We start from the raw sequence: 25,793 nt of genomic DNA on the forward strand, positions 1-25,793 counted from the left end.
ATCAGCGCTACGCGATCACGCCGCCGCCCAGGCAGACGTCGCCGTCATACAGCACGGCCGACTGTCCCGGCGTGACCGCCCACTGGGCGTCATCGAACGACAGTTCGAAGGCCCCGGCGTCGCGCACCGTCAGCGCGCACGCCGCATCGGCCTGGCGATAGCGGGTCTTGGCCCCATAGGCGCCGGGCGCGGGGGGCTCGCCCGCCACCCAGCTGGCGTCCTGGGCGGTCAACGTCGGCGTCAGCAGCCAGGGATGATCGTGGCCCTGCACGACGTACAGGACATTGGCGGCCAGGTCCTTGCGGGCCACGTACCAGGCGTCCGCCGTGCCGTCGTCGCGCTGGGCGCCCCGCACCCCGCCGATCCCCAGGCCCTTGCGCTGGCCCAGCGTGTAGAAGGCCAGGCCCTGGTGCCTCCCCAGGTCCTGGCCTTCCGGGGTCCGCATGGGCCCCGGCCGCGTGGGCAGGTAGCGGTTCAGGAATTCGCGGAAAGGCCGTTCGCCGATGAAACAGATGCCCGTGGAGTCTTTCTTGGCCGCATTGGGCAGGCCGATCTCGTGGGCGATGCGGCGGACCTCGGTCTTGCGGATTTCCCCCAGGGGAAAGACCGTGCGGGCCAACTGCGCCTGATTCAGGCGATGCAGGAAATAGCTCTGATCCTTGCTGGCGTCGACGGCCTTCAGCAGCTGGGTGCGCGGGCCGTCCGCCGTCCGGACGCGCCGCACCCGGGCGTAGTGGCCCGTGGCGATATAGTCCGCCCCCAGGCTCATGGCGTGATCCAGGAAGGCCTTGAACTTGATTTCCGCATTGCACAGCACATCAGGATTGGGCGTGCGGCCCGCCGAATATTCCCGCAGGAACTCGGCGAAGACCCGGTCCTTGTATTCGGCGGCGAAATTGACGGCCTCGATGTCGACTCCGACCACGTCGGCCACGCTGGCCGCATCCAGCCAGTCCTGGCGCGACGAGCAGTACTCGCTGTCATCGTCGTCTTCCCAGTTCTTCATGAACAGGCCGATGACCTGATAGCCCTGCTGCTTCAGCAGCCAGGCCGTGACGGAGGAATCCACCCCGCCCGACATCCCCACCACGATCCGCGCCCCGGGGGCCGGCATGGCGGCTTCCAGCATGCCCGCATCAGCCATGCATCGCCTCGTCCACGGTTTCGATCCAGTGCCGCACCGGCGTATCCGTGCCGCTTTGCAGATGGCAGATGCAGCCGATGTTCGACGACACGATGGTATCGGGCAGGGTTTCCTGGATGGCCTGCAGCTTGCGGTCCCTCAGGGATTTGGACAAGGCCGGCTGGGTGATGGAATAGGTGCCGGCCGAGCCGCAGCACAGATGGGATTCGCCGAAGGCTTGCAGATCGAAGCCCAGGTCCGCCAGCAGGCGTTCGGTCAGCGGGCGCAGGCCTTGCCAGTGCTGCAGGGTGCAGGGCGGATGGAAGGCGCTGCGGCCCGGCGCGCGGCGCATTTTCGCGCGCACGTCCGCCGCCATGGGCGCCAGGAACTCGGCGATGTCCTTCACGTAGGGCATCAGCCGCGCGGCACGCTCGGCATAGGCCGGATCATGCTGCAGGTGGTGGGCGTAGTCCTTGATCATGCCTCCGCACCCGGACGCATTGACCACCACGGCCTCGACCTGGCCGGATTCCAGCAGGGGCAGCCAGGCATCCACGTTCGCCCGCATCTGCTGGCGGGCTTCTTCCTGGGCGTCCAGGTGGAAGTTGATGGCGCCGCAGCAGCCCGACCCGGCCGCGAAGCGCGCGCCCACCCCCACGGCGTCCAGGACGCGCTGCGTGGCGGCGTCGATGGACGGCATCATGGCGGGCTGCACGCAGTTGCTGAGCATCAGCACCTGGCGGGCATGGCGCCGCGCCTGCGCGGGCAAGGCCCCCGCCGGCCTGGGCACGGCGATCTTGCCCTGCAGAACGGCCGGCAGGACGGGGCGGACCCAGCGGCCCAGGCGGTACAGGGGGCCGAAAGCCGGCGACAGCATCAGGCGCCGCAAGGCCTTGCGCAGCAGGCGCTGGTGCCAGGGGCGCTGGACCCGCTCGCTGACCAGCTGGCGGCCGATGTCCACCAGCTTCCCGTATTCCACGCCCGAAGGACAGGTGGTTTCACAATTGCGGCACGTCAGGCAGCGGTCCAGGTGCTGCTGCGTGACGTAGGTGGGCTGGACGCCTTCCAGCACCTGCTTGATCTGGTAGATGCGTCCGCGCGGGCTGTCGAGCTCGTCGCCCAGGATCTGGTAGGTGGGACAGGTCGCCAGACAGAAGCCGCAATGGACGCAGCGGCGCAGGACGGCATCGGCCTCCTGGCCGAAATCCGTGCCTTGCGCCCAGTCGGCAAGTTGGGTTTGCATGATGTGTCCTTAGAATTCGGGCACCAGGCGGCGCGGATTGAAGACGCTGCTGGGATCGAATTCCTGTTTGAGCCGCCGGTGGATCTGCATCACGCCGGCCGCCAGGGGATGAAAGGTCGCCACGTCGCGGGATACCCCGCCGCGGTGGTACAGGCAGGCGGAACCGCCCAGGGCCTGCACCCGAGCCCGCAAGGCCTCGGCATCCTGCTCGCCGGCCAGCCAGCGCAGGCCGCCGCCCCATTCGTGCAGGGTCGGCCCCAGGTCCAGGGCGGGCGCGCGCGGCGGCAGGCTGAGCCGCCACAGGGGACGCTGGCGGAAGAAGGCATGGGTCTGATCGCGCAGGCCCAGCCAGAACGCCTGCGCCTCATCGTCGGCCACCGCGTCGCCGCCGATGGCCTCCTGGCCCTGGCGCACGGCCGACTCATTGCCCGACAGGCGGACCAGCAGGCGCCCCGCCCCGGCCGCTTCGCCCGGCACCCAGGCCGTCGCCGACACGGGAATCGGCCGGGACCGCCACCGCAGGCACTGGCGCAAGGCGTCCGCCTCGTCGAGTTCCAGCGCCCGGGTGGCCTCGCTGCGGGGCCGGGGAACGACCTTGATGGAGACCTCCACCAGGGCGCCCAGCACCCCCAGCGACCCGGCCAGCAGGCGGGAGACGTCGTAACCGGCCACGTTCTTCATGACCTCGCCGCCAAAACGCAGCACATTGCCGTCGGCATTGAGCAGGCGCGCGCCCAGGACGAAATCCGCCAGGGCGCCCGCCGCCATCCGGCGCGGTCCCGACAGGCCGGCCGCCACGCAGCCGCCCAGGGTGCCCGCGGCTCCGAAACGCGGCGGCTCGAAGGCCAGCATCTGTTCCTGCTCGGCCAGCAGCGATTCGATGTCCGCCAGGGGCGTGCCCGCCCGGGCGGTCAGGACCAGTTCGGACGGCTCGTAGCCGACCACCCCGTGATAGGCGGACAGATCGAGCCGGCCGACGGTGTCGTCGTCGGGGACGGGTTCGCCATAGAACAGGCGGGTGCCGCCGCCCCGGATGATCAGGGATCTTTTGGCGGCTCGCGCCGTGACCACCTGCTCGCTCAGTTCAGACAGGACGAATTCCATGGGACCACTTCAGAAACGGGGGATGTCGGGAAAGCGCAGCTCGCCCTGATGCACGTGCATTTTTCCATACTCGGCGCAGCGCACCAGCGTGGGGATCAGCTTCAGGGGATTGAGCAGGCCATAGGGATCGAAGGCGCGCTTGAAGGCCGAGAAGGCATCCAGTTCCTCGCGGGAGAACTGCGTGCACATCTGGTTGATCTTCTCGATGCCCACGCCGTGTTCGCCCGTGATGGTGCCGCCGACCTCGACACAGAGTTCCAGGATGGCGGCGCCGAAGGCCTCGGCGCGCTCGACCTCGTCGGGCTGGTTGGCATCGAACAGGATGAGCGGGTGCAGATTGCCGTCCCCGGCATGGAAGACGTTCGAGCAGCGCAGGCCGAACTGCGTCTCCATCCCGGTGATGGCGCTCAGCACCCTCCCCAGGTGGCGGCGCGGAATGGTGCCGTCCATGCAATAGTAATCGGGCGAAATGCGTCCGGCGGCCGGGAAGGCGTTCTTGCGCCCGGCCCAGAACTTCAGGCGCTCGGCCTCGGATTCGGACACCTGCAGGCGGGTCGCGCCCACTTCCCGCAGCAGGGCTTCGACGCGGCTGATTTCCTCGGCCACCTCGTCGGGCGTGCCGTCGGATTCGCACAGCAGGATGGCTTCGGCATCCAGGTCGTAGCCGGCCTGCACGAAGGGTTCGACCATGTGCACCGAGCGCTTGTCCATCAGTTCCAGGCCCGCCGGGATGATGCCGTCGGCAATCACCCGCGTGACGCCCTGCCCGGCCAACTCGACGCTGGGGAAGCTGGCCATCACCACGCGGGCCAGCTGCGGACGCGGAATCAGGCGCACGGTGACTTCGGTCACCAGGCCCAGCATGCCCTCGGACCCGATGAAGGCCTGCAGCAGGTTCAGGCCCGGCGCATCGGGGGCCTCGCCGCCCAGCTCGACGACCTCGCCCTCGATCGTGACCATGCGCACGCGCAGGACGTTGTGCACGGTCAAGCCATATTTCAGGCAATGCACACCGCCGGAATTTTCCGCGACGTTGCCGCCGATCGAACAGGCGATCTGGCTGGACGGATCGGGCGCATAGTACAGGCCGTGCGGCGCGGCGGCTTCGGAAATCGCCAGGTTGCGCACCCCGGGGCCGACCACGGCAGTGCAGGACTGCGGATCCAGGCGCACGATGCGGTTCAGCTTGGCCAGGCCGATCACCACGCCCTGGGGATGCGGAGTCGCCCCCCCGGACAGGCCGGTGCCCGATCCTCGGGGCACGACCGGCACATTGTGTTCGCGGCAGGCCTTCAGCAGCGCGATGACCTGGGCCTCGTTTTCAGGCAGCACCACGACCGGGGGCAATTCCCGGTACAGGGCCAGCCCGTCGCACTCGTAGGCCCGGGTCTGATCCACCCGGGTCAGGATGCAGTGCGCCGGCAGTTCGGCTCCGATGCTGGCCAGGAAGCCGGGGAAATCCGGCACGATGGCCTGCGATGCGATGGCCGGAGAAGCAACGTCCATGAAAGGTCCTTTGGATTCAGGCTGCCGGCGGCAGCATCTTGCCCGGATTGAGGATATTGCGGGGATCCAGCGCGGCTTTCAGGGACCGCATGACGTCCAGGGCATCGGCGCCGTGTTCCGCCTGCATGAAAGCCTGCTTGTGCAGGCCCACGCCATGCTCGCCGGTGCAGGTGCCTTCCATCGCGATGGCGCGCTCCACCAATCGCTGATTGAGCCGTTCGGATTCCGCCCATTCGGCCTGGCTGTCGGCGTCCAGCAGCATCAGGACGTGGAAATTGCCGTCTCCGACGTGGCCGACGATGGTATAGGGAAACGACGCCTGGTCCAGTTCACGGGCGGTTTCGCCCACGCATTCGGCCAGCCGGGAAATGGGCACGCAGACATCCGTGGTGCTGGCCCGGCAGCCGGGCCGCAGCCCCAGGCCGGCGAAATAGGCATTGTGCCGCGCCGTCCAGAGGCGACTGCGGTCCTCGGGGCGTTCCGCCCAGTCGAAATCCTGCCCGCCGTGCTCGCGCGTGATCTGCTGGACGGACTCGGCCTGTTCCCGCACGGCGGCGGGGCTGCCGTGGAATTCGAACAGGAGCAGCGGCGATTCGCGTAGCGTCAGGCGGCTGTACAGATTGGTGGCGCGCACCGCCCCGGCATCCATGAATTCGACCCGGGCCACCGGAATGCCCATCTGGATGACGTCGATGACGCTGCGCACGGCCGAATCCAGGTCGGGGAAGTTGCAGATGGCGGCCGAAATGGCTTCGGGCTGCGGATACAGGCGCACGGTGACTTCCACGATGATGCCCAGCGTGCCCTCGCTGCCCACGAACAGGCGCGTCAGGTCGTAGCCGGCGGAGGACTTCCGCGCCCGGTTGGCGGTCTCGATCACCCGGCCGTCCGCAGTCACGACTTTCAGCGACATGACGTTCTCGCGCATGGTGCCGTAGCGCACGGCATTGGTGCCCGAGGCGCGGGTCGCCGACATGCCGCCCAGGCTGGCATCGGCCCCCGGATCGATAGGGAAGAACAGGCCGGTGTCGCGCAGCGATTCGTTCAGCTGCTTGCGAGTCACGCCCGCCTGCACCGTGGCCGTGAAGTCTTCCGCATGCACCGTCAGGATGCGATTCATGCCCGACAGGTCCAGGCTGACCCCGCCCTGGACGGCCAGCAGGTGGCCCTCCAGCGAAGAACCCGCCCCATAGGGAATCAGGGCGACGTCATGGGCGTGGCAATGCCGCGCCACCCAGACGACGTCGTCCACCGACTGCGCGAACACCACCGCGTCGGGCAGCATGGGGGGATACGGGGATTCGTCGCGGCCATGGTGGTCGCGCACGGACTGCGCTGTCGAGCAGCGCTCGCCGAAATGGTCCTGCAAGGCGGACAGGAAGCCGGCCGGCAAGGGACGCGGCTGCGGCGCAAACGACGAGATATCCATCATCGATCCTGAAAACAGACGGGTGGGCCCCGGCGGCCGGCGGCCGGCGGCCGGCCTGCCGGGAGCGGATCAGGCGGCGCTGCCGACCGATTCGGAACGCGCCCGGGAAAGTTTCTGGCGGCGGGCCTGGACGGCGGCGGCCAGGCGCTCCAGCAGCGACACCGACACGTCCCAGTCCACGCAGCCGTCGGTAATGCTCTGACCATACACCAAGGGGCGGCCCGCGACCAGATCCTGGCGTCCGCCGACCAGATGGCTTTCGACCATGACGCCGAACAGACGCGCGTCGCCGCCTTCGACCTGGCGGCAGATGTCCTCGATGACTTCCGGCTGCCGGGTGTAATCCTTATGGCTGTTGGCGTGGCTGGCATCGACCATGACGCGCTGGCGCATGCCCGCCTTGTCCAGGGCCTCGGCCGCGGCCTGCACGAATTCGGCCTGGTAGTTGGGCGTCTTGCCGCCGCGCAGGATCACGTGGCAGTCCTCGTTGCCGCGCGTGGCCACGATGGCCGAATGGCCGCCCTTGGTGACCGACAGGAAATAATGGGAATTGGAGGCCGCCTTCAAGGCGTCGATGGCGATGCGCGTGTCCCCCGTGGTGCCGTTCTTGAAGCCCACCGGGCAGGACAGCCCGGACGCCAGTTCGCGGTGCACCTGGCTTTCGGTGGTGCGGGCGCCGATGGCCCCCCAGGACACCAGATCGGCGATGTACTGCGGCGTGATCATGTCCAGGAATTCGCAGCCCGCGGGCAGGCCCAGGGCATTGACGTCGATCAGCAGCTCGCGCGCGGTGCGCAGGCCCTGGTTGATGTCGAAGCTGCCATCCAGGCCGGGATCGTTGATCAGCCCCTTCCAGCCCACCGTGGTGCGGGGTTTCTCGAAATACACCCGCATGATGATTTCCAGGTCCGCCGAAAACCGCTGGCGCTGTTCGGCGAGCCGCCGGGCATATTCCATCGCCGCCTGCGTGTCATGGATGGAGCAGGGCCCGATCACCACCACCAGCCGGTCGTCTTCCCCCGTCAGCACTTCGTGGACGGCGCGCCGAGCGTCGTGCACCGTGCGCGAAATCGCCGGTGTGCAGGGAAATTCACGCATCACATGGGCGGGCGGGGCCAGCTCGCGGATTTCTCGGATGCGAATATCATCGGTATTGTGTGACACGGTCTTGCTCCAATCATGAATCCGGGGCCCGGGGCGACAACAAAAAAGCCGCCTGGCAGCGCCGGCGGCTTTTGGGGAATTTGTTGACTACCTGGATGTACAGCGATTCCCTTCCAGCACCAGCGGCGTTGGAAACGTAAAAAAATAAAAGAAATAGGGGATCGCGTGCATTCAATAATCCTAGCACAGCGAAAAGAGGCAGGCAAGAACTGCGGCGGCGCGCACTGGGAAACGTTCGTCAGTCCGACCGGGACGGCGCCGACCCGCCGCCCATTTCCGGACCTGGCGCATCCGCCGATTCATTCTTCGTAAATTGATTAGTACACTAATCATTCTATAATGTATCGTTCGCACAACAATTATTTGACGTGCATACATAACCTGTCCATAGAGAGGGACTCGCCGGGCCGCACACCCGCGCCTCCCTCGCAGAACCAGGAGACTCATATGAAGAAAGCACTGCAAACCTGTCTGACTGCCGCCTTCACCGCCGGCGCTCTGGGCCTGGCGGCGACCGCCCAGGCCGCCGACCTGGCGGCCATCCAGAAATCCGGCACGATCCGCATCGCGGTCGCCAATGAAATCCCCTACGGGTACATGGACCTGAGCGGCCAGGCCAAGGGCGCCGGCCCCGACGTCGCCGCGCACATCGCCAAGGCCCTGGGCATCAAGAACATCCAATGGACCACGACCAGCTTCGGCTCTCTGATTCCGGGGCTGCAGGCCGACCGCTACGACATGGTCGCCGCCGAAATGGCCATCCTGCCGCAGCGCTGCCAGCAGATCGCGTTTTCCGAACCCAATAGCTCCTACGGCGAAGGCCTGCTGGTGGCCGAGGGCAACCCGAAGAACATCCACGACTACGCGAGCTTCGCCAAATCGAGCAACAAGATCGCCATCATGGCCGGCGCGGATCAGCTGGAAATGCTGCAGGCCTTGAAGGTCCCCGCCGACCGGATCGTGACGATCTCCAGCAACGCCGACGCGATCTCGACGGTCTCGACAGGACGAGCCGACGGCTATGCCGCCACCAGCCTGACGGTGGGCCAGCTGGCGGACAAGGGCAAAGGCAAGGTGGAAGCCGCGCAGCACTTCAAGGACCCCGTGGTCGACGGCCAGCCGGTGCGCAGCTGGGGCGGCTTCGCCTTCGCCAAGGACTCCACGGCGCTGCGCGACGCCGTCAACAAGGAGCTGGCCAAATTCAAGAAGACCGACGACTGGAAGAAGATCATGACCCAGTACGGCTTCTCGTCCGAGGACGCGGCCAAGTCCTTCGACCGCAGCACCGCCCAGCTGTGCAAGGGCTGAGCCGCCTCCCGTCATGGACTGGCTGGCCTATCTGACCCCCTTGATGATGGGGGCCAGGGTCACGATCGAACTGACCCTGTACTCCACCATCCTGGGGGGCCTGTTCTCCTTCCTGTTCGGCATCGGGCGCCTGTCGCGCAACCGGCCATGGCGCTGGACGTCCATCGCGCTGATCGAAGTCTTCCGAGGCACATCCCTGCTGGTGCAGCTGTTCTGGCTGTTCTTCGCCCTGCCCGTCCTGGGCCAGGCGCTGGGCATCGATCTGCGCCTGCCGCCGGTCGTGGCCGGCACCCTGGCGCTCAGCCTGAACATCGGCGCCTACGGGGCTGAAGTCGTGCGCGGCGCCATCCAGGCGGTCCCGCGCAACCAGTACGAAGCCGCCAAGGCCCTGGATTTCACGCCCCGGCAGACCCTGTGGCGCATCGCCCTGCCCCAGGCCGTCCCCGAAATGCTGCCCAGCTTCAGCAACCTGGCGGTGCAGAACCTGAAGGATACGGCGCTGGTCTCGCTGATCGGCCTGGGCGACATGGCCTTCCAGGCGGAACGCATCCGCAATTTCACCCAGGACAGCGTGTCCGTCTATACCTTGCTGCTGCTGATGTACTTCGGCATGGCGCTGGTGCTGGCGGGCCTCATGCGCACCCTGGAAACCCGCGTCGGCCGCTGGCGCAGCCGGAGGACCTGACCATGCTGTTCGGCATCGAATGGAACACCGCCAACGACTGGGTCTTCGCCTGGTCCATCCTGCCCATCCTGCTGCGCGGCCTGGTCGTGACGATCGAAGCCACGCTGCTGGGCTTCGTGGTGGGAGCGGCCCTGGGCCTGGTCCTGGCCGCGCTCAAGAGCGCCCGCCTGCGCGTGATCGCCTGGCCGGCGCGCCTGCTGACGGAGTTCCTGCGCGACACCCCGCTGCTGGTGCAGCTGTTCTTCCTGTACTACGTGCTGCCCGAATACGGCCTGGTGCTGCCGGCCTTCCTGACGGGCGCCCTGGCGCTGGGCGTGCAGTACAGCGCCTATATGTCGGAAGTCTACCGCGCCGGCCTGGAATCGATCACCCACGGCCAGACCGAAGCCGCCCGCGCCCTGGACATTTCGCCGCTGCGCACCTTCGGCGTCATCATCCTGCCGCAGGCCATCCCGCGCATCATTCCGGCCCTGGGCAATTACCTGGTGTCCATCATGAAGGACGTACCCGTCCTGTCCGTGGTGTCCATCCTGGAAATGCTGAACGTGGCCCGCATCATCGGCGACCGCAGCTTCAACTACATGGTGCCGCTGACCATGGTCGGCGCGCTCTACCTGATCCTCACCCTGATCGCCTCGGCCGGCGTGCGCTATCTGGACGAACACCTGCCCAAGCGCGGCATTCCCCTGCGCGGGTGAACGCGCCCGGCCCGCTCCCCACAAGCTTCAGGAGACTCTTTTGACGAACGCATCCCCTTCCCCCCCCGCAACGGCAAGCGCGGCGCCCGCCGGATCGGCATCCCCGATCATCGTGATGGACAAGGTCGTCAAGCGCTTCGGCGACGCCATCGTCCTTGACGAACTGGACTTCCAGGTCGCCAAGGGTGAAAAAGTCACCATCATCGGCCCGTCCGGATCCGGAAAATCGACGGTCCTGCGCATCTTGATGACGCTGGAGAAAATCGACGGCGGCCTCATCCACGTGGCGGGCAAACCGCTATGGCACGAATACCGCGACGACCAGCCCGTGCCCGCCAGCGAAGCCCACCTGCGCACGATGCGCAAGGAAATGGGCATGGTGTTCCAGCAGTTCAACCTGTTCCCGCACATGACGGTGCTGCGCAACATCACCGAATCCCCCATCCACGTGCTGGGCCTGTCGCGCGAGGAAGCCCGCCAGCGGGCCTACGAATACCTGGATCTGGTGGGCATGACCGAGCATGCGGAAAAATTTCCCAGCCAGCTCTCGGGCGGCCAGCAGCAACGCGTGGCCATCGCCCGGGCCCTGGCGACGCGGCCGAACATCATGCTGTTCGATGAACCGACCTCCGCGCTGGATCCCGAACTGGTGGGCGAGGTGCTGACCGTGATCCAGCGCCTGACCGAGGAACATGACCTGACCATGCTGCTGGTGACGCACGAAATGGAATTCGCCCGCCAGATCTCGGACCGCGTCTGCTTCTTCGACAAGGGCGTGGTGGTGGAGGAAGCGCCTCCCGAAGTCATGTTCACGGATCCTCGGGAAGAGCGCACCCGGGATTTCCTGAAGAACTTCCTGGAAACCCGGCAAGGGGGGAACTGAACGCTCCCGCCCTTCTTAAGCGGCCACCGCCAGAGGCTCCAGCGCCGCAGCGCTGCGGCGGGCCGCGATGTGTTCGGGCCGGGGATCCATGCCGTGAAACGGCGCCACCAGCCGGTTGTCCACGCTGTTGTAGACCATGAACACATTGCTGCGCGGCCAGGGCGACAGATTGCCGCCGGAGCCATGCAGCGTATTGCAATCGAAGAACACCACCGAACCCGCCGGCGCGGTGACCGCGCGCAGGCCGCCCTGCTCGGCCAGCAGGCGCAGGCTGACCGGATCGGGCACGCCGACTTCCTGGCGGCGCAGCGACTTCTTGTAGTTGTCCTCGGGGGTTTCCCCCACGCAGGCCACGAACTGCCGGTGCGATCCCGGAATCAGCATCAGAGGCCCGTTGAACGGCGTGTTGTCCGTCAGCAGCACGGAACAACTGAGCGCCCGCATGGCCGGCATGCCGTCTTCCACGTGCCAGGTCTCGAAATCCGAATGCCAGTAGAACTCCTTGCCGTCCAGCGCGGGTTTCATATTGACCCGCGACTGATGGATGTAGACCTCGGACCCCAGGATCTGGCGGGCCACATCCAGCAGGCGCGGATCGCGGGGCAGATCGGCCAGGCGCCTGCCCAGCTCATGCACCCGGAAGATCGACCGCAGGGCGTCGCCGCCCGGTTCGCGGATGACCTCCTCGCCCTCGCGCACGGCGGGATCGTGCTCCAGCGCGACGGCTTCCTCGCGCAGGGCGCCGACCTCGGACGCATCGAATACGTCGGGCAGGATCAGAAAGCCGTCCTGCTCATACGCTTGCAATTGTTCCTGCTCCAGCGCCCGGGCATAGCGGCCGCCTTCGTAGATGACGGGATCGCACCGCGCAATCAGCGCCGCGTCGCGGCCGGTGCGGGACACATAACAATCCTTCATCATAGATACCTCCTTCACAAATTCGTCAGGCACAGAGCCGTCCGCAGGGACGGCTCTGTGTCCGGACTCATCCCGCGGCTTCCAGCGGGTAGACGCCCGAGGCGTCATGCACCTCGCGCCCCGTCAGGGGCGGATTGAAGACGCAGATCACGCGCAGCGGCTCGACGCCGCCGCGCAGCCAGTGCTCGTCGTGCTGGTCCAGGGCATACACCACCCCCGGCCCCAGGGCATACTTCCGGCCGTCGGCGATGGTTTCGATTTCACCGTCGCCCTCGATGCACCACACGGCTTCCAGGTGATTCTGGTAATGGATGTGGGTTTCGGTCCCAGGGAAGATGATCGTCTCGTGAAAGGAAAACCCCATCCTGTCGTCGGCCAGCAGCACGCGACGGCTGGTCCAGTTGTCGGTGACGATCTCCTGGTCGGTGCCGAGCACCTCGTTGACATGGCGCACGATCATGAGCGGCCTCCCGCGACTTTCAGCACGCGAGGCCGCTTGCCCAGCGAGGCCAGGACTTCATTGGCGCTGCGCTCGATCACCTCCAGCCCCTGCTCCAGTTGCTCATACGGAATCGTCAAGGCCGGCAGGACCTTCAGCACCTCGTCATGCGCGCCGGACGTCTCGATGACCACGCCCTGCTCGAAGGCGCGATGCGCGATCCGGTTGGCCAGGTCGTCGCCCACGGGCGTCACCAGACCCTGGATCAGGCCGCGGCCGCGCACGCCCAGGCCGGCTCCCCGGCAGCTGTGCGCCAGGTTCTCCAGCCAGTCGCGCACCAGGCGTTCCTTGGCGGCGATGCTTTCCGACAGGGCGGCATCCGACCAATAGGTTTCCATGGCCTGGGCCGCCGTGACGAAGGCCAGATTGTTGCCCCGGAACGTGCCGCTGTGGGCGCCCGGTTCCCAGATGTCCAGCTCCGGCTTGAACAACACCAGCGACATGGGCAGTCCGAAGCCGGACAGGGATTTCGACAGCGTGACGATGTCGGGCGAGATGCCGGCCGTCTCGAAGCTGAAGAAATTGCCCGTCCGCCCGCAGCCCACCTGGATGTCGTCGACGATCAGCAGCATGTCGTGCCGCCGGCACAGGCGCTCCAGATCCCGCAGCCAGTGCTGGGATGCGACGTTGACGCCGCCTTCCCCCTGGACAGTTTCCACGATCACCGCGGCGGGCTGGTCCAGACCGCTGCTGGGGTCGTCGAGCATGCGCTCCAGATACGCCATGGTGTTGACGTCCGGCCCGAAATAGCCGTCGAAGGGCATGAAACTGGTGTTGCCCAGGGCCATGCCCGCCGCCTTGCGGAATTTCTGGTTGGCCGTGGCCGCCAGGGACCCGCCCGAGACGCCATGAAAGCCGTGGGTGAAGGAAATGATGTTCTGTCGCCCCTTGACCTGGCGCGCCAGCTTCAAGGCGGCCTCGACCGCGTTGGTGCCGGTCGGACCGGTGAACTGCAGGGTGTATTCCAGGCCGCGCGGCTTGAGAATCAGCCGGTCCATGGTCTGCAGAAAGTACTTCTTCGCGCTGGTGGCCATGTCCAGGCCGTGCACCACGCCATCGGACGACAGATAATCCACCATCCGCTCGCGCAGGGCAGGATTGTTGTGACCGTAGTTCAGCGTGCCCGCGCCACTGAAGAAATCGATATAGCGCTGTCCCGCCTCATCGAAGAGCTCGGACCCCCGCGCCTTGGCGAAAATCACCGGAAACGACCGGATGTAGCCTCGGACTTCCGACTCCATCCGGTCAAAAATTTTCAAATCCATGGGTTCCTCCTTGTTGACGTTCGAATAGACGACAGCAACTCAGTTCACTGCCGACAAGGAAAGCGGGCCGATGCGCAGGAGCGGTTCCGCCTCGTGCGCGCCGGCCCCGAAAAGCGCCGATTCAAACAGCGCCGACTCTTGCACGGGGGCGTCCATCTGGTCCGCCAGGCGGGCGAACAGCCTCCGGGACGCCTGATTGCCAGGCCCCACGGTGGTTTCCACCCAACGGACCGGGCGTGCGCCGAGACGCTGCAGCAACTGCCGCAGCATCCGCAGCCCCAGGCCCAGGCCCCGCGCGCGAAGATCCACAGCCACCTGCCAGACGAACAGCACGTCGTCACGCCCGGGCGGCGAATACGCCGACACCATGCCCAGGACGCCACGGTCGTCCTCGGCCACGATGCAGGTTCGGGAAAAATGTTCCGTCAGCAGCAGATAGAGATAGACGGAATTCAGATCGAGCGGCGGACACCGCGCCACCAGAGCATGCAAGGCCGGCCCATCGGCCCTGCAGGGCGGGCGCAGCCGGATCGGCGGCGCCCCGCGTGGGTCGGACTCCCGAGTCAAACCACCAACCCGGATTCGGGCGCCACCCCGGTGATCGGCACATCCAGCATGGGCGACTGCGGATCGGCGCCGGGCGGGAGCCCCGTGCCGGATTCAATCAGATCGACGACGCGTTCCAGCGACAGCGTGATGGTGGCCTGCTCGAGTTCCGGCAAGGCCTTGAGCGAGTCGGCCAGCTTCTGCTGCAGCGGCGAGGGCGTGTCGTGGGCCAGCTGCCGCCCGGCGTCGGTGGCGCTGACAAAGACGATGCGGCGGTCGGCCCGCCCGCGTTCACGAACGATCAGACCTTTGTCTTCCAGTCGATCCAGGATGCCGACCACGGTGCTGGCGCTGACGTGGACCTCGCGGCTGATGGCCGTGGCGGTCATCGGCCCCCTGTCGATCACGGTGCGCAGGCAAATGAGCTGGGGGCCTGTGATGTGGCTGCAGGCCGACAGCTGCCGGGAATGCAGGGCGACGGCGCGGGTGATCCGGCGCAGAGCCCGCAAGATACGCAGGTCGTAAGCCTGCTGCGCATCCATTTGTGTATCCATGACGATTCGAGATCCTGATAAATTAATTTCAGTTGAAATGATAAGGCCATGAATCATATCGGTCAAGAAACTTCCGCTCGCCGGTCGCCGCTGCCGCAAGTCCGCCCGCGCAGCACGCCACGGACGACCGATCGCGGCCGTCCATACGGAACGGGCCCCCGCAGCGCTGCTGGCGGGGGCCCGTTCACGGCCGGGAAGATCGGGACAGGCGGTCAGTGCCCGGAATTCGGGTCGATGGCCTCGTCGCTGTGGAAGATCGTGTCATCCGCCTTGCCTTTCACGGTCAGGAAGCCGGCCACGCCTTTTTCCACCCGGGACAGGGCATGATCGACCAGCAGGTAGCGACCCGGATAATCGGTCTTGAATTCCACCATGGTGGCGCCGCCGGGCGGCACCAGCGTGGTCTGCACGTCGGTCAGCGGCTTGCTGGTCAGGGAGGCCTGGTCATAGACCTTGTCGAAGACTTCGCCGATGACGTGGAAGCTGGACGTCAGGTTCGGCCCCCCCACCCCGAAGAAGATGCGCACTGTATCGCCCACGTTGGAGGTCATGTGATAGATCTTGGTCAGCGAATCCATGGAGCCGTTGAACATCACGTGTTCGGGGTTCTCCGCCAGCAGTTTTTCCAGCGAGAACTCCTGCAGGCCGCTGGCTCCGTGCGTCTGGGCCGTATAGAGTTCGCCCTGCATGACGTAGAACTCGTGATCGACCTTGGACAAGCCGCCTTCCGGCTCGACCAGGATCATGCCATACATGCCGTTGGTGATGTGCTGGGCCACCATGGGCGTGGCGCAGTGGTAGACGAACAGCCCCACGTGGTTGGCCTTGAAGGTGAAGGACTTCGTCTGCCCCGGCGGCACCTGGGTGACGGCCGCGCCGCCGCCCGGCCCCGTCACCGCGTGCAGGTCGATCGAATGGATGTGGGTGCTGTCCTTGGCGTTGGTGATGTTCATCGTCACCGTGTCGCCGACCCGCACGCGCACGAAGGGACCGGGGACCTTGTTGTTGAAGGTCCAGAAACGATAGGTGCTGCTGTCGCCCAGGCGCCCTTCGACTTCCGTGGTCAGCAGGTCGACCGTGACCTTCTGGGGCCCGCGCTTACCCACCGGGGTGCCGACCTGGCTGGGATCATGCGCGATCTGCGGAGCCTGGGTGACGACCTCGTCGGACGGCTCGCCCACGACGATCTTGCCCACCATGCCGGCCGCCTTGTGACCCGGCAAGGTGCACAGGTATTCGAAGGTGCCGTTCTTCGTCGCCCGGAACACGATGGCGGTAGCGGCGTTCTTGCCGGAAATCTGGTCCGAATGCGCCCCGAATTCGGGCACCGCGACGTCGTGCGTGGCCCCGTCGCCGTTGACCAGATTGATCTGCACCACGGCGCCTTCGGGCACCTTCAGGTCCGGGTTGACCTGGCCCTCCATGTCGCCCCGCGCGCCGATGAAGACCAGCTTGCCCTCGGCGATCGAAGTGCGCAGCGTGAAGGTGACGTCTGGCTTGTACGTGACGTCCCGGCTGCCGGGCGCCGCGGCGCTCTGGCCGCCGGGCGCTGCGGCGGTGTGCTGGCCGCCATGCGCGGCGGCGTCGTGTTGCGCCCAGGCCGGGCCGAATGCCAGCCCCGCCGCGAGCAGCAGCGCACCGGTCAGCAGATGTCGGATCGATGACATGGTTCCCCCGAATGTTGTTTGAAGCCGAAATATTTGCCTTCTCGACAGTGGAAGCATCACCGTCAATGCCTCTACTGTACCGTTCTTCGGCGCCATTCTGAACCCGGGGCCGGGCGGAAAGCCGACAAATCGCAAGACATCCCCGGAGAATCCGGCAAAACAATGCTGCAAACCCCAATTATCCCGGCAGAGAACTTATAATCCTCTTCAATGTGTGGGGGCTTTCCTCCCGCACCGCTTTTTACGGGTTTCATTTTGCTGGCTGATCCCTCCTCTTCCGGACCGACTTCCAGGACCTCCACGCTCCGGCGCGTCCCGGTTGCCCCCGATTCGACCCGGTGCTCCACCTGCATGCTGAACGCCATCTGCCTGCCTCTGGGCATGGCGCGTCAGGACGTCGCCAAGATGGATGAACTCATCAAGGAACGCATCCGCCTGCCCAAGGGCGGCGCCCTGTACCGCCAGGGCGACGCCGCCGAGGCCATCTACGGGCTGCGTTCCGGTTCGATCAAGACCCAGATCGAAGACGCGGGCGGCCAGGTCCAGATCACCGGCTTCCTGCTGCCGGGGGAAATCCTGGGCATGGACGGGCTGATGAACGCCCAGCAGGTCTCGCACGCCATCGCATTGGAAGACACGGAAGTCTGCATCATCCGCCTGGACGAGATGGACAAGCTCGCCCCCCAGCTGCCGACGCTGAACCTGCAGCTGCGCCGCCTGATGAGCAAGGAAATCAGCCGCTCGCACCAGCAGCTCCTGGCCCTGGGCAGCCTGCGCTCGGAACAGCGCCTGGCGGCCTTCCTGCTGAACCTGTCGCAGCGCCTGCAGATCCTGGGGTATTCGCCCTACGAATTCATCCTGCGCATGAGCCGCGAGGAAATCGGCAATTTCCTGGGCCTGACCCTGGAAACCGTCAGCCGGCTGTTTTCCCGCTTCGCCCGCGAGGGCCTGATCCGCGTGCAGCAGCGCGAGGTCCATCTCCTGGACATCGCGGGCCTGCAGGAACTGTCGGGCGCGGACTGCGGCTGACGATCAGTCCACCGGATCGCCGAATTCGTCCAGCACCACGCCCCTGGGGGCGATGCGCAGGGTCAGCGCGCTGGACAGCGCCGCCACGCCCCAGAACAGAAAGAATCCCAGGGTGTACACCGTCGGGCGGCTGGCCCGGAACTGCCCCATGAACACCAGATCCAGAGGATCCACCAGGGCGAACACGATCCCGCTGGCAACTCCGCCCATCAAAAAAGAGGGCCACAGGATCCACATCAGATTGCGTGCCTTCAAAGCCGTTCTCCCGAATTGGATGATTCCGTTCACCGCACCGCCTGGGCGGGCGGCGTCACCACCAGCCCCTGACGCGCCCCGCCGTCCTGGATCTCCTGGTCGCCATACGACTGGAAGGCCAGTACGATGGTGATGGCGCAGCCCACGATCGCCACCGCCGGCCCCAGCAACAAGAGCCAGGGCCAGCGATGCCGCCACCAGGGGCGGCCTTCGGACAATTCTTCGCGCGTCATGGATGGCATGATAGCTTCCTGATCAATGGGGGACATAGAAACTGGATTGTTCCACCACCTGGGTGACGTCGCCCCCCGTCCGCGTCCCGGTGGTTTCAAAACGGATGTCGTGGAGGCCGGGCGCCAGGCCGCCGGCGGGCGCCTGCAGCACCACGGGCACCAGGCGGTTCGAGGAACCGTCCACCCGCACCCGGCTGACGCCCTGATCGGCCGTCTGCAGATGCAGGCCGGGCACGCCGGTGGCCGACAGGTCCAGTTCCACGGGTTCTTCCGCCGAATTGATGATCTGCAGCCGGTAGACGTTCTCGATCAGGCCGCCGGCGACTTCACGCCCCAGCGCGCCCCGATCGCGGATCACGTCCACGCGCAGGGTCGTGCGCGTGGCCAGGGAAAAGACGAAGCCGATGGCGATGGCCCCCAGCAGGGCCGAATACGCCAGCACCCGCGGGCGCAGCATGCGGCGGCGCACCTGGGGCTGCGTCAGCCGTTCGGTGATGGCGTTGCCCGACGTGTAGCGGATCAGCCCCCGCTCGTAGCCCATCTTGTCCATGACCGAATCGCAGGCGTCGACGCAGGCGCCGCAGCCGATGCACATGTACTGCAGGCCGTCGCGGATGTCGATGCCCGTGGGGCAGACCTGCACGCACAGGCTGCAGTCCACGCAATCGCCCATGCCCGCTTCCTTGTGATCGATCTTGCGCGAGCGGCCGCCGCGCGGATCGCCGCGCACGTGGTCGTAGGTGACGACGAAGGTGTCGTCGTCGACCATGACGCTCTGGAAGCGCGCATAGGGGCACATGTACTTGCACACGGCTTCCCGCATGAAGCCGGCGTTGCCCCAGGTGGCGAAGGCATAGAACAGCATCCAGAACCACTGCCAGGCCCCCAGGTCGAAGGCCAGCAGATGGGCGCCCAGTTCGCGGATCGGGGCGAAATAGCCGATGAAGGTGTAGCCGGTCCACAGCGCCAACGCGACCCACAAGGCGTGCTTGGTGGCCTTCAGGCGCAGCTTGCGGGCGTTCCAGGGCTGCCCGTCCAGGCGGATGCGGGCCAGGCGGTCGCCTTCGACCCGTTTCTCGATCCACATGAAGAGTTCGGTATAGACCGTCTGCGGACAGGCATAGCCGCAAAACAGCCGCCCGGCCATGGCGGTGAACAGGAACAGGGCGAAGGCCGACAGCACCAGCAGCACCGCCAGGTAGATCACGTCCTGCGGCCACAGCACCATGCCGAACAGATAGAACTTCCGCGCCCCCAGGTCGAAGAGCACGGCCTGCCGGCCGTTCCATTGGATCCAGGGCAGGCCGTAGAACACCGCCTGGGTCAGGAAGACCATCAGCACCCGGATGCGGGCGAAGTTTCCCTGGACGGACCGCGGGTAGATCTTGGAACGCACCTCGGCCAGGGCTTTCTCGACCTGGGGCGAGGTGCCGCCCCCCGAGCCCTTGCGGATCCTGCGCACGGGCTGCCAGGCCGGATCGTCACGCGGTGCGGGCGTGGCGGCCTGTTGGGGGGTGTCCTTCTCCATCATGTCCTCTGCGTTCTCTTAACGGTTCGATTGCCCCCAGACCCAGGCCGCCAGCAGGCGGATCTGTTCCGGAGTCAGGTGGGTTTCCTGCGCCGGCATCTGGTTGTCGCGGCCATTCAGGATGGTCTCGACGATGGTGGCTTCGGAACTGCCGTACAGCCAGACGCCATCCGTCAGATTGGGAGCCCCCACCAGCGGATTGCCCTTGCCCTCGGCGCCGTGACAGGCGACGCAGTAGGTCTCGAAGCCGCGCTTGCCCGCATTCAGGCGCAGAGGGTCGTGCGCCAGGCCGGACAGGGATCGCACGTACTGGGCGATGGCCGAGGCGTCCTCGGGCTTGATCGCGGCGCTCCAGGCCGGCATCACGCCATGCCGACCCTTGGTGATGGTCTGCAGGATCTGGTCCGGCGACCCGCCCCACAGCCAGTCGCCGTCGGTCAGGTTGGGAAAGCCGCGCCCGCCCTTGGCGTCGGACCCGTGGCATTGCGCGCAGTTGTTCAGGAACAGGCGCTGGCCGATGTCCCGCGCCTGGTCGTCCTTGGCGATGTCGGGGATCGGCATCTCGCGGAAGCGCTCATACACGGGCTGGATCCGCGCGTTCAGGGCTTCCTGTTCCTGCAGCACCTGCTTGCCGGCCGTGAAGCCCAGGGTGCCCGGGTTGCTGCCCAGCCCCGGATACAGCACCAGGTAGCCCAGCGCGAAGGCGCACAGCAGCAGGTACATCACCGTCCACCAGCGCGGCACGGGATTGTTCAGTTCGGTCAGGTCGCCGTCCCAGACGTGGCCGGTGCTTTCCACCGCCTTGACGTCGCGCTTGAGCCAGGCGCGCTGGGAAAACAGCAGGTACACGCACCAGACGATGCCGCCCAGCGCGATGACGGCGATGTAGTAGCTCCAGAAACTGCTGATGAAATCACTCATGGGTATCCCCGGCATTCTTGTCGTTCTGATATTCCTCGGGCAGGGCGAAAGGCAGCTGCGCCGCCTGCCGGTTGGCCTCGGCGCGACGCGCCGACCAGGCCCACCAGACGATTCCGGCGAACGTCAGCATCGCCAGCCCCGTCACCAGTCCATTGATCACGGCGAGCATCTCAGCGGCCCCCATTCTTCATCGTCTGTTCGGCCACGGCGCGGCCCCCCACGCCCAGACCCTGCAGATAGGCGACCACGGCGTCTTCCTCGGTCTTGCCCTTCAGCGCGGCGGGCGCTGCGGCGATTTCCGCGTCGGTATAGGGCACCCCCAGGGTGCGCAGGACCTTCATGCGGTCCTGCACGTCGGCGCCTTCCACGGTGTTTCCCTGCAGCCAGGGATAGGCCGGCATGTTGGATTCCTTGACCACGTCGCGCGGGTTGCGCAGGTGGATGCGGTGCCATTCGTCGGAATAGCGCTGCCCCACGCGGGCCAGGTCCGGACCGGTGCGCTTGGAACCCCACAGGAAGGGATGGTCGTACACGGATTCGGAGGCGATGGAGTACGGGCCGTAGCGCTGGACTTCCGACTGCAGCTTGCGGATCTGCTGCGAATGACAGCCCACGCAGCCTTCGCGGATGTAGACGTCGCGTCCGACCAGGCGCAGGGCCTCGTAGGGCTTGACGCCTTCGGCGGCCGTCGTCGTGGAATGCTGGAAGAACAGCGGGATGATCTGCACCAGGCCGGAAAAGGACACCACCAGGATGCTGAAGATGATCAGCAGGCCGACGTTGCGTTCCAGCAATTCGTGCGAAAAGCGTTTCTTGCTACCAGACATGGTCAACTCCTCAGGCCGATGCCGGGACGGCGGTTGCGGGAACGGCATGGACGTCGGGGCTGTCCAGCGGCACCAGGGGATTCACCCGCTGCTGGCCGCGAACGGTCAGCCAGGTGTTCCAGGCCATCAGACACATGCCCGACAGGAAGAACAGACCGCCGACCATGCGGATGAAATAGAAGGGATAGGTGGACTTGACGACTTCCACGAAGCTGTAGGTCAGCGTGCCGTCCGCGCCCGTCGCGCGCCACATCAGGCCCTGCATCACGCCGGCGATCCACATGGCGGCGATGTACAGCACCACCCCCAGCGTGGCCAGCCAGAAATGCAGGTTGATCAGATCCGGGCGGGCCATGCTTTCCCGGCCGTACAGGCGCGGGATCAGGTAGTACAGCGAACCGAAGGTGATCATCGCGACCCAGCCCAGGGCGCCGGCATGCACGTGTCCGATCGTCCAGTCGGTGTAGTGCGACAGGGCGTTCACGGTGCGGATCGACATCATGGACCCTTCGAACGTGGCCATCCCATAGAAGGACAGCGCCACCACCAGGAACTTCAGGATCGGGTCGGTGCGCAATTTATGCCAGGCGCCGGACACCGTCATGATGCCGTTGATCATGCCGCCCCAGGACGGCGCCAGCAGGATCAGCGAAAACGCCATGCCCAGCGACTGGGTCCAGTCGGGCAGCGAGGTGTACAGCAGGTGGTGCGGACCGGCCCACATGTAGGTGAAGGCCAGCGCCCAGAAGTGCACGATGGACAGGCGATAGGAATAGATCGGGCGGCCGGCCTGCTTGGGCACGAAGTAGTACATCATGCCCAGGAAGCTAGTGGTCAGGAAGAAGCCCACCGCGTTGTGGCCGTACCACCACTGCACCATGGCGTCCTGCACCCCGCCGTAGGCGGAATAGGACTTCCACATCGACACCGGCAGTTCCAGGTTGTTGAAGATGTGCAGGATGGCGATGGTCAGGATGTAGGACCCGAAGAACCAGTTGGCCACGTAGATGTGCTTGACGCGGCGCTTGGCGATGGTGCCGAAGAACACGATGGCATAGGCCACCCAGACCAGGGTGATCAGGATGTCGATCGGCCATTCGAGTTCGGCGTATTCCTTGGTCGAGGTATAGCCCAGGGGCAGCGTGATCACCGCCCCCACCAGCACGGCCTGCCAGCCCCAGAAGGTGAAGGCCGCAAGCCGGTCGGAGAACAGCCGCGCCTGACAGGTGCGCTGCACCACGTAGTAGGACGTGGCGAACAGGGCGCTGCCGCCGAAGGCGAAGATCACGCCGTTGGTGTGCAGCGGACGCAGGCGCCCGTAGCTGAGCCATGGCGTATTGAAGTTCAGTTCCGGCCAGATCAGCTGCGATGCGATCAGCACCCCGACAGCCATCCCCACCACGCCCCAGAAAATCGTCGCGATGGTGAACTGCCGGACGACGCCGTAGTTGAAGGTTTCGGCCGGTGTTCCCGTATGCCCGGTCGTGCCCATAAGCGTTCCCCTCAGAACAAGGTTAAGACATTGATTTTTGAAAACCTGAATAATCTCTGAAGCGCCCGGAATCGGCCTTGATGTACATCAATCCGTTCGGGAACATCCGCGATCGTCGTCTTCCAGGATGGCGGCGGCCGCATCCCGGGTATCGTCGAACTGGCCGGCGAAGATCGCCCACCAGAACGCCACGCCGATTCCCAGGACGAACAGCAGGGAAATCGGCAGAAGCAGGAACAGCGCATCCATGACCGGCCTCAGCCCGCCAGCGCGTCGGAGGACCGCGCGCCCGGCCGACGCCCCGACGCCTCGTCGCCCGCCGGGCGCGCCAGGCGCCAGGCATTGGCCGCGACGGCCAGGGAGGACAGCAACATGGTGATGGCGGCCACCCAGGGCTGCACCCAGCCGAAGGCGGCCAGCGGCGTCATCAGCAGGTGCCAGGCCAGGGACCCGTGAAGATTCTGGCGCGCGACGCGCCGCATGGCGCGATCCAGTCCGGCGGCATCGCGCGCGCCGTCCGCGTCCCCGCGCAGCCGCGCCGCATGACGGGCCGCCAGGGCGGCGGGCACCGACATGGACAGGGCGCAAGGACAGCTCATGACCAGCAGGGCGACGGTCACGGCGACCGCCTGGTCGGGCTGCGCCCGCCACCAGTACAGGCCGACCAGGACGGCCAGCAGGATCTGCACGCAGACGAACCAGAAGGCCAGGCGGTCGGCCGAGCGCAGCAGCCCGATGTCCTGGCCGTCCCGGGACTGGCCGCTGACGGCCTGGCGGGCGCAGGTTTCCAGGAAACGGGCCGTCAGCAGGAAGGCCACGAACATGGACACCGAATCGAAATAGACTTCCCCCGCGTCGCGCCAGGTGGCGACGACGCTGGGAATGAAGGCGGCGAGGATGCCCAGCGCCACCGGGACGTCCATGCCGATGCGCCGCTGCGACAAGGCGCGCCCCGCGCCGCGCCACACCGGCCAGGCGCAGTAGAGAATCAGCGGCACGCACAGGACCAGGCTGAGCCAGTTCATCAGCACGATGGCCTGCTCCAGGGACCGCTGGGCGTCGGGCGCGCGCGCGCCATGGCGCAGATAGCCCGGAAAGGCCAGCATCATGACCTGCATCATCACCAGCCAGGCCAGTCCGGTGCGGGCGAGCATGTGCCGCCGGGCGCGGCGCATGGCGTCGGTCATGTTCGGCGGAGGCGTGAATAGGGAAGGCGTGAGCATGAGCGGACTATAGTCAGCCCGGCGGACCCCGGCCTTGACACAGATCAAGCTTCACGGCGATCCGGATTCCCGCCTCAGCGAGCCCAAGCGCCCCCGTTGGGGCGGCCCAACGGCAAAAAAACGGGAAGGCCAAGCCTTCCCGAAAGCACACCACAGGGAGGACCCCTCTTTCCTCCCCGCCCTCTCAGTCGTGACGGTCAGGCGACGTGCGCCGCAGGGGCTGCGTCGAACTGGGCCTCCTCGGTCGAGCCGCTGAGCGCGGTCGTGGAGGACTGGCCGCCTTCGATGGTCTGCGTGACGGCGTCGAAATAGCCGACGCCCACTTCGCGCTGATGCTTGACCGCCGTGAAGCCCTTGTCGGCCGCGGCGAATTCCTTCTGCTGCAATTCGACGAAGGCGCTCATCTGAGTGCGGGCGTAGCCGTGCGCCAGTTCGAACATGCTGTAGTTCAGGGCATGGAAGCCGGCCAGCGTGATGAACTGGAACTTGTAGCCCATGGCGCCCAGCTCGCGCTGGAACTTCGCCACCGTGGCCTCGTCCAGGTTCTTCCTCCAGTTGAAGGACGGCGAGCAGTTGTAGGCCAGCATCTTGCCCGGGAACTGGCGGTGGACGGCCTCGGCGAACTTGCGGGCGTATTCCAGGTTGGGCGTGGAGGTCTCGCACCAGATCAGGTCGGCATAGGGCGCGTAGGCCAGGCCGCGAGCAATCGCCTGATCCAGACCGGCGCGGGTGCGATAGAAACCTTCCACGGTGCGCTCGCCGGTGACGAAGGGCGCGTCATTCTCGTCGATGTTGCTGGTCAGCAGGTCGGCGGCCTCGGCATCGGTGCGGGCCACGAGCAGCGTGGGCACGTTCAGCACGTCGGCCGCCAGGCGGGCGGACACCAGCTTGGCCACGGCCTCGCGGGTCGGCACCAGCACCTTGCCGCCCATGTGGCCGCACTTCTTCACGGAGGCCAGCTGGTCTTCGAAGTGCACGCCGGCCGCGCCCGCCTCGATCATGGACTTCATCAGTTCGAAGGCGTTCAGCACGCCGCCGAAACCCGCTTCGGCGTCCGCCACGATCGGGGCGTAGTAGTCGATGTAGCCGGCATCGCCCGGATTCTTGCCTTCCATCCACTGGATCTGGTCGCAGCGGGTCAGGGAATTGTTGATGCGCTTGACCACGCTGGGCACGGAATTGGCCGGATACAGCGACTGGTCGGGGTACATTTCGCCCGCGATGTTGGCGTCGCCCGCGACCTGCCAGCCGGACAGATAGATGGCCTTCAGACCGGCCTTGACCTGCTGCATGGCCTGGTTGCCGGTCAGGGCGCCCAGCGCGTTGACGTAATCTTCCGTGTGCAGCAGATCCCACAGTTTTTCCGCGCCCCGGCGGGCCAGCGTGTGTTCCACCACCACCGAACCCCGCAGACGCACGACTTCGTCGGCGCCGTAGCCTCGTTTGATGCCTTGCCAGCGGGCGTCCTCGGCCCAGCTGCGTTGCAGATTGCGCACTTCCGTTTCGCGAGAGGTCATGATGTTGCTCCTGAGTAGGTGAAAACAAGAAACCGTTGAAAACAGTCTACGCCTGTGCTGCAGTGCACACATGACTTATGTCTTATATAAGATAGAAAATTTTATTTTTTATATTCAATTAGTTATGAAGTTGATTTCATGTTGCGAAATAAATTTCCTGATCATGAAAAACACAT

General features: G+C 66.0%; 27 protein-coding genes. 5 read left to right on the top strand and 22 right to left on the bottom strand.

Annotated elements, in window-relative coordinates:
• Nucleotides 1–7 precede the first annotated feature (7 nt).
• From mnmA to aroG, 6 genes are all read right to left on the bottom strand, one after another.
• Nucleotides 8–1,114, bottom strand: coding sequence for a tRNA 2-thiouridine(34) synthase MnmA (gene mnmA / locus Q0263_RS09590; RefSeq protein ID WP_298015696.1), 1,107 nt, complete (start codon nucleotides 1,112–1,114; stop codon nucleotides 8–10).
• 22 nt (nucleotides 1,115–1,136) lie between these two features.
• Nucleotides 1,137–2,366 (bottom strand): glycolate oxidase subunit GlcF, encoded by a 1,230-nt coding sequence (gene glcF, locus Q0263_RS09595; RefSeq protein WP_298015546.1) that lies wholly within the window; start codon nucleotides 2,364–2,366, stop codon nucleotides 1,137–1,139.
• A 9-nt stretch (nucleotides 2,367–2,375) separates the two neighbouring features.
• The gene (gene glcE, locus Q0263_RS09600; RefSeq protein WP_298015547.1) at nucleotides 2,376–3,470 is read right to left on the bottom strand and encodes a glycolate oxidase subunit GlcE; all 1,095 of its coding nucleotides are present in this window, start codon (nucleotides 3,468–3,470) and stop codon (nucleotides 2,376–2,378) included.
• Nucleotides 3,471–3,479: 9 nt separating this feature from the next.
• The gene (locus Q0263_RS09605; protein ID WP_298015548.1) at nucleotides 3,480–4,976 is read right to left on the bottom strand and encodes an FAD-linked oxidase C-terminal domain-containing protein; all 1,497 of its coding nucleotides are present in this window, start codon (nucleotides 4,974–4,976) and stop codon (nucleotides 3,480–3,482) included.
• 16 nt (nucleotides 4,977–4,992) lie between these two features.
• Complete coding sequence (locus tag Q0263_RS09610; protein WP_298015549.1) at nucleotides 4,993–6,408, bottom strand: FAD-linked oxidase C-terminal domain-containing protein; 1,416 nt, start codon at nucleotides 6,406–6,408, stop codon at nucleotides 4,993–4,995.
• Between the two features lie 66 nt (nucleotides 6,409–6,474).
• The gene (gene aroG, locus Q0263_RS09615; protein WP_298015550.1) at nucleotides 6,475–7,569 is read right to left on the bottom strand and encodes a 3-deoxy-7-phosphoheptulonate synthase AroG; all 1,095 of its coding nucleotides are present in this window, start codon (nucleotides 7,567–7,569) and stop codon (nucleotides 6,475–6,477) included.
• Between the two features lie 447 nt (nucleotides 7,570–8,016).
• Between aroG and ehuB the strand changes: the two genes are divergently transcribed.
• The 4 genes from ehuB (at nucleotide 8,017) to ehuA (ending at nucleotide 11,143) form a co-directional block, all read left to right on the top strand.
• Nucleotides 8,017–8,877, top strand: coding sequence for an ectoine/hydroxyectoine ABC transporter substrate-binding protein EhuB (gene ehuB, locus Q0263_RS09620; protein ID WP_298015551.1), 861 nt, complete (start codon nucleotides 8,017–8,019; stop codon nucleotides 8,875–8,877).
• 13 nt (nucleotides 8,878–8,890) lie between these two features.
• Entirely contained in the window at nucleotides 8,891–9,562 is a 672-nt protein-coding gene (gene ehuC / locus Q0263_RS09625) for an ectoine/hydroxyectoine ABC transporter permease subunit EhuC (protein WP_298015552.1), read from the top strand.
• A gap of 2 nt (nucleotides 9,563–9,564) precedes the next feature.
• On the top strand, nucleotides 9,565–10,260 hold the full coding sequence (ehuD, locus tag Q0263_RS09630; RefSeq protein ID WP_298015553.1) for an ectoine/hydroxyectoine ABC transporter permease subunit EhuD: 696 nt from the start codon (nucleotides 9,565–9,567) through the stop codon (nucleotides 10,258–10,260).
• A gap of 115 nt (nucleotides 10,261–10,375) precedes the next feature.
• On the top strand, nucleotides 10,376–11,143 hold the full coding sequence (ehuA, locus tag Q0263_RS09635; RefSeq protein WP_298015697.1) for an ectoine/hydroxyectoine ABC transporter ATP-binding protein EhuA: 768 nt from the start codon (nucleotides 10,376–10,378) through the stop codon (nucleotides 11,141–11,143).
• Between the two features lie 15 nt (nucleotides 11,144–11,158).
• Here the strand turns inward: ehuA and thpD are convergent, their stop codons facing one another.
• The 6 genes from thpD to nirK form a co-directional block, all read right to left on the bottom strand.
• Entirely contained in the window at nucleotides 11,159–12,064 is a 906-nt protein-coding gene (thpD, locus tag Q0263_RS09640; protein WP_298015554.1) for an ectoine hydroxylase, read from the bottom strand.
• A gap of 64 nt (nucleotides 12,065–12,128) precedes the next feature.
• Nucleotides 12,129–12,521 (bottom strand): ectoine synthase, encoded by a 393-nt coding sequence (locus tag Q0263_RS09645; RefSeq protein WP_298015555.1) that lies wholly within the window; start codon nucleotides 12,519–12,521, stop codon nucleotides 12,129–12,131.
• The gene (gene ectB, locus Q0263_RS09650) at nucleotides 12,518–13,825 is read right to left on the bottom strand and encodes a diaminobutyrate--2-oxoglutarate transaminase (RefSeq protein WP_298015556.1); all 1,308 of its coding nucleotides are present in this window, start codon (nucleotides 13,823–13,825) and stop codon (nucleotides 12,518–12,520) included. Before ectB ends, Q0263_RS09645 begins: the two co-directional genes overlap by 4 nt.
• A gap of 39 nt (nucleotides 13,826–13,864) precedes the next feature.
• Nucleotides 13,865–14,392 (bottom strand): diaminobutyrate acetyltransferase, encoded by a 528-nt coding sequence (gene ectA, locus Q0263_RS09655; RefSeq protein WP_298015557.1) that lies wholly within the window; start codon nucleotides 14,390–14,392, stop codon nucleotides 13,865–13,867.
• The gene (locus Q0263_RS09660) at nucleotides 14,389–14,925 is read right to left on the bottom strand and encodes a MarR family transcriptional regulator (protein WP_298015558.1); all 537 of its coding nucleotides are present in this window, start codon (nucleotides 14,923–14,925) and stop codon (nucleotides 14,389–14,391) included. Before Q0263_RS09660 ends, ectA begins: the two co-directional genes overlap by 4 nt.
• Nucleotides 14,926–15,137: 212 nt before the next feature.
• A complete protein-coding gene (gene nirK / locus Q0263_RS09665; protein WP_298015559.1) occupies nucleotides 15,138–16,592 on the bottom strand; it encodes a copper-containing nitrite reductase in 1,455 nt (484 codons plus the stop codon).
• A gap of 351 nt (nucleotides 16,593–16,943) precedes the next feature.
• Here nirK and Q0263_RS09670 point away from each other — a divergent pair, with 351 nt between their 5' ends.
• On the top strand, nucleotides 16,944–17,621 hold the full coding sequence (locus tag Q0263_RS09670) for a helix-turn-helix domain-containing protein (RefSeq protein WP_298015560.1): 678 nt from the start codon (nucleotides 16,944–16,946) through the stop codon (nucleotides 17,619–17,621).
• A gap of 3 nt (nucleotides 17,622–17,624) precedes the next feature.
• Here the strand turns inward: Q0263_RS09670 and Q0263_RS09675 are convergent, their stop codons facing one another.
• The 10 genes from Q0263_RS09675 to aceA form a co-directional block, all read right to left on the bottom strand.
• Nucleotides 17,625–17,876 carry a hypothetical protein gene (locus Q0263_RS09675; protein WP_298015561.1) on the bottom strand — a complete coding sequence of 84 codons (252 nt, stop codon included), beginning with the start codon at nucleotides 17,874–17,876 and terminating at the stop codon, nucleotides 17,625–17,627.
• A gap of 29 nt (nucleotides 17,877–17,905) precedes the next feature.
• On the bottom strand, nucleotides 17,906–18,118 hold the full coding sequence (locus Q0263_RS09680) for a hypothetical protein (RefSeq protein WP_298015562.1): 213 nt from the start codon (nucleotides 18,116–18,118) through the stop codon (nucleotides 17,906–17,908).
• 13 nt (nucleotides 18,119–18,131) lie between these two features.
• Nucleotides 18,132–19,637 (bottom strand): cytochrome c oxidase accessory protein CcoG, encoded by a 1,506-nt coding sequence (ccoG, locus tag Q0263_RS09685; protein WP_298015698.1) that lies wholly within the window; start codon nucleotides 19,635–19,637, stop codon nucleotides 18,132–18,134.
• 18 nt (nucleotides 19,638–19,655) lie between these two features.
• Nucleotides 19,656–20,558, bottom strand: a complete 903-nt coding sequence (gene ccoP / locus Q0263_RS09690) for a cytochrome-c oxidase, cbb3-type subunit III (protein ID WP_298015563.1) — start codon at nucleotides 20,556–20,558, stop codon at nucleotides 19,656–19,658.
• On the bottom strand, nucleotides 20,551–20,727 hold the full coding sequence (locus Q0263_RS09695) for a CcoQ/FixQ family Cbb3-type cytochrome c oxidase assembly chaperone (protein WP_298015564.1): 177 nt from the start codon (nucleotides 20,725–20,727) through the stop codon (nucleotides 20,551–20,553). The genes ccoP and Q0263_RS09695 overlap by 8 nt, the downstream gene beginning before the upstream one ends.
• Before the next feature lies 1 nt (nucleotide 20,728).
• Nucleotides 20,729–21,385 carry a cytochrome-c oxidase, cbb3-type subunit II gene (ccoO, locus tag Q0263_RS09700; RefSeq protein ID WP_298015565.1) on the bottom strand — a complete coding sequence of 219 codons (657 nt, stop codon included), beginning with the start codon at nucleotides 21,383–21,385 and terminating at the stop codon, nucleotides 20,729–20,731.
• Nucleotides 21,386–21,395: 10 nt separating this feature from the next.
• Nucleotides 21,396–22,877 carry a cytochrome-c oxidase, cbb3-type subunit I gene (ccoN, locus tag Q0263_RS09705; protein ID WP_298015566.1) on the bottom strand — a complete coding sequence of 494 codons (1,482 nt, stop codon included), beginning with the start codon at nucleotides 22,875–22,877 and terminating at the stop codon, nucleotides 21,396–21,398.
• Between the two features lie 87 nt (nucleotides 22,878–22,964).
• Nucleotides 22,965–23,126, bottom strand: coding sequence for a cbb3-type cytochrome oxidase assembly protein CcoS (gene ccoS / locus Q0263_RS09710; protein WP_298015567.1), 162 nt, complete (start codon nucleotides 23,124–23,126; stop codon nucleotides 22,965–22,967).
• 8 nt (nucleotides 23,127–23,134) lie between these two features.
• Nucleotides 23,135–24,100: a hypothetical protein gene (locus Q0263_RS09715; protein ID WP_298015568.1), complete on the bottom strand. Its 966-nt coding sequence runs from the start codon at nucleotides 24,098–24,100 to the stop codon at nucleotides 23,135–23,137.
• Between the two features lie 197 nt (nucleotides 24,101–24,297).
• A complete protein-coding gene (gene aceA / locus Q0263_RS09720) occupies nucleotides 24,298–25,617 on the bottom strand; it encodes an isocitrate lyase (RefSeq protein ID WP_298015569.1) in 1,320 nt (439 codons plus the stop codon).
• Nucleotides 25,618–25,793: the final 176 nt, after the last annotated feature.

This window comes from uncultured Castellaniella sp. (assembly GCF_937988725.1).
Taxonomy (GTDB): domain Bacteria; phylum Pseudomonadota; class Gammaproteobacteria; order Burkholderiales; family Burkholderiaceae_B; genus Castellaniella.

Excerpts from the sequence above, each read along its gene's own strand:
- mnmA (WP_298015696.1), bottom strand. The coding sequence starts at position 1,114 with ATGCCGGCCCCCGGGGCGCGGATCGTGGTGGGGATGTCGGGCGGGGTG.
- glcF (WP_298015546.1), bottom strand. The coding sequence starts at position 2,366 with ATGCAAACCCAACTTGCCGACTGGGCGCAAGGCACGGATTTCGGCCAG.
- glcE (WP_298015547.1), bottom strand. The coding sequence starts at position 3,470 with ATGGAATTCGTCCTGTCTGAACTGAGCGAGCAGGTGGTCACGGCGCGA.
- Q0263_RS09605 (WP_298015548.1), bottom strand. The coding sequence starts at position 4,976 with ATGGACGTTGCTTCTCCGGCCATCGCATCGCAGGCCATCGTGCCGGAT.
- Q0263_RS09610 (WP_298015549.1), bottom strand. The coding sequence starts at position 6,408 with ATGATGGATATCTCGTCGTTTGCGCCGCAGCCGCGTCCCTTGCCGGCC.
- ehuB (WP_298015551.1), top strand. The coding sequence starts at position 8,017 with ATGAAGAAAGCACTGCAAACCTGTCTGACTGCCGCCTTCACCGCCGGC.
- ehuC (WP_298015552.1), top strand. The coding sequence starts at position 8,891 with ATGGACTGGCTGGCCTATCTGACCCCCTTGATGATGGGGGCCAGGGTC.
- ehuD (WP_298015553.1), top strand. The coding sequence starts at position 9,565 with ATGCTGTTCGGCATCGAATGGAACACCGCCAACGACTGGGTCTTCGCC.
- ehuA (WP_298015697.1), top strand. The coding sequence starts at position 10,376 with ATGGACAAGGTCGTCAAGCGCTTCGGCGACGCCATCGTCCTTGACGAA.
- thpD (WP_298015554.1), bottom strand. The coding sequence starts at position 12,064 with ATGATGAAGGATTGTTATGTGTCCCGCACCGGCCGCGACGCGGCGCTG.
- Q0263_RS09645 (WP_298015555.1), bottom strand. The coding sequence starts at position 12,521 with ATGATCGTGCGCCATGTCAACGAGGTGCTCGGCACCGACCAGGAGATC.
- ectB (WP_298015556.1), bottom strand. The coding sequence starts at position 13,825 with ATGGATTTGAAAATTTTTGACCGGATGGAGTCGGAAGTCCGAGGCTAC.
- Q0263_RS09660 (WP_298015558.1), bottom strand. The coding sequence starts at position 14,925 with ATGGATACACAAATGGATGCGCAGCAGGCTTACGACCTGCGTATCTTG.
- nirK (WP_298015559.1), bottom strand. The coding sequence starts at position 16,592 with ATGTCATCGATCCGACATCTGCTGACCGGTGCGCTGCTGCTCGCGGCG.
- Q0263_RS09670 (WP_298015560.1), top strand. The coding sequence starts at position 16,944 with ATGCTGAACGCCATCTGCCTGCCTCTGGGCATGGCGCGTCAGGACGTC.
- Q0263_RS09680 (WP_298015562.1), bottom strand. The coding sequence starts at position 18,118 with ATGCCATCCATGACGCGCGAAGAATTGTCCGAAGGCCGCCCCTGGTGG.
- ccoG (WP_298015698.1), bottom strand. The coding sequence starts at position 19,637 with ATGGAGAAGGACACCCCCCAACAGGCCGCCACGCCCGCACCGCGTGAC.
- ccoP (WP_298015563.1), bottom strand. The coding sequence starts at position 20,558 with ATGAGTGATTTCATCAGCAGTTTCTGGAGCTACTACATCGCCGTCATC.
- Q0263_RS09695 (WP_298015564.1), bottom strand. The coding sequence starts at position 20,727 with ATGCTCGCCGTGATCAATGGACTGGTGACGGGGCTGGCGATGCTGACG.
- ccoO (WP_298015565.1), bottom strand. The coding sequence starts at position 21,385 with ATGTCTGGTAGCAAGAAACGCTTTTCGCACGAATTGCTGGAACGCAAC.
- ccoN (WP_298015566.1), bottom strand. The coding sequence starts at position 22,877 with ATGGGCACGACCGGGCATACGGGAACACCGGCCGAAACCTTCAACTAC.
- ccoS (WP_298015567.1), bottom strand. The coding sequence starts at position 23,126 with ATGGATGCGCTGTTCCTGCTTCTGCCGATTTCCCTGCTGTTCGTCCTG.
- Q0263_RS09715 (WP_298015568.1), bottom strand. The coding sequence starts at position 24,100 with ATGCTCACGCCTTCCCTATTCACGCCTCCGCCGAACATGACCGACGCC.
- aceA (WP_298015569.1), bottom strand. The coding sequence starts at position 25,617 with ATGACCTCTCGCGAAACGGAAGTGCGCAATCTGCAACGCAGCTGGGCC.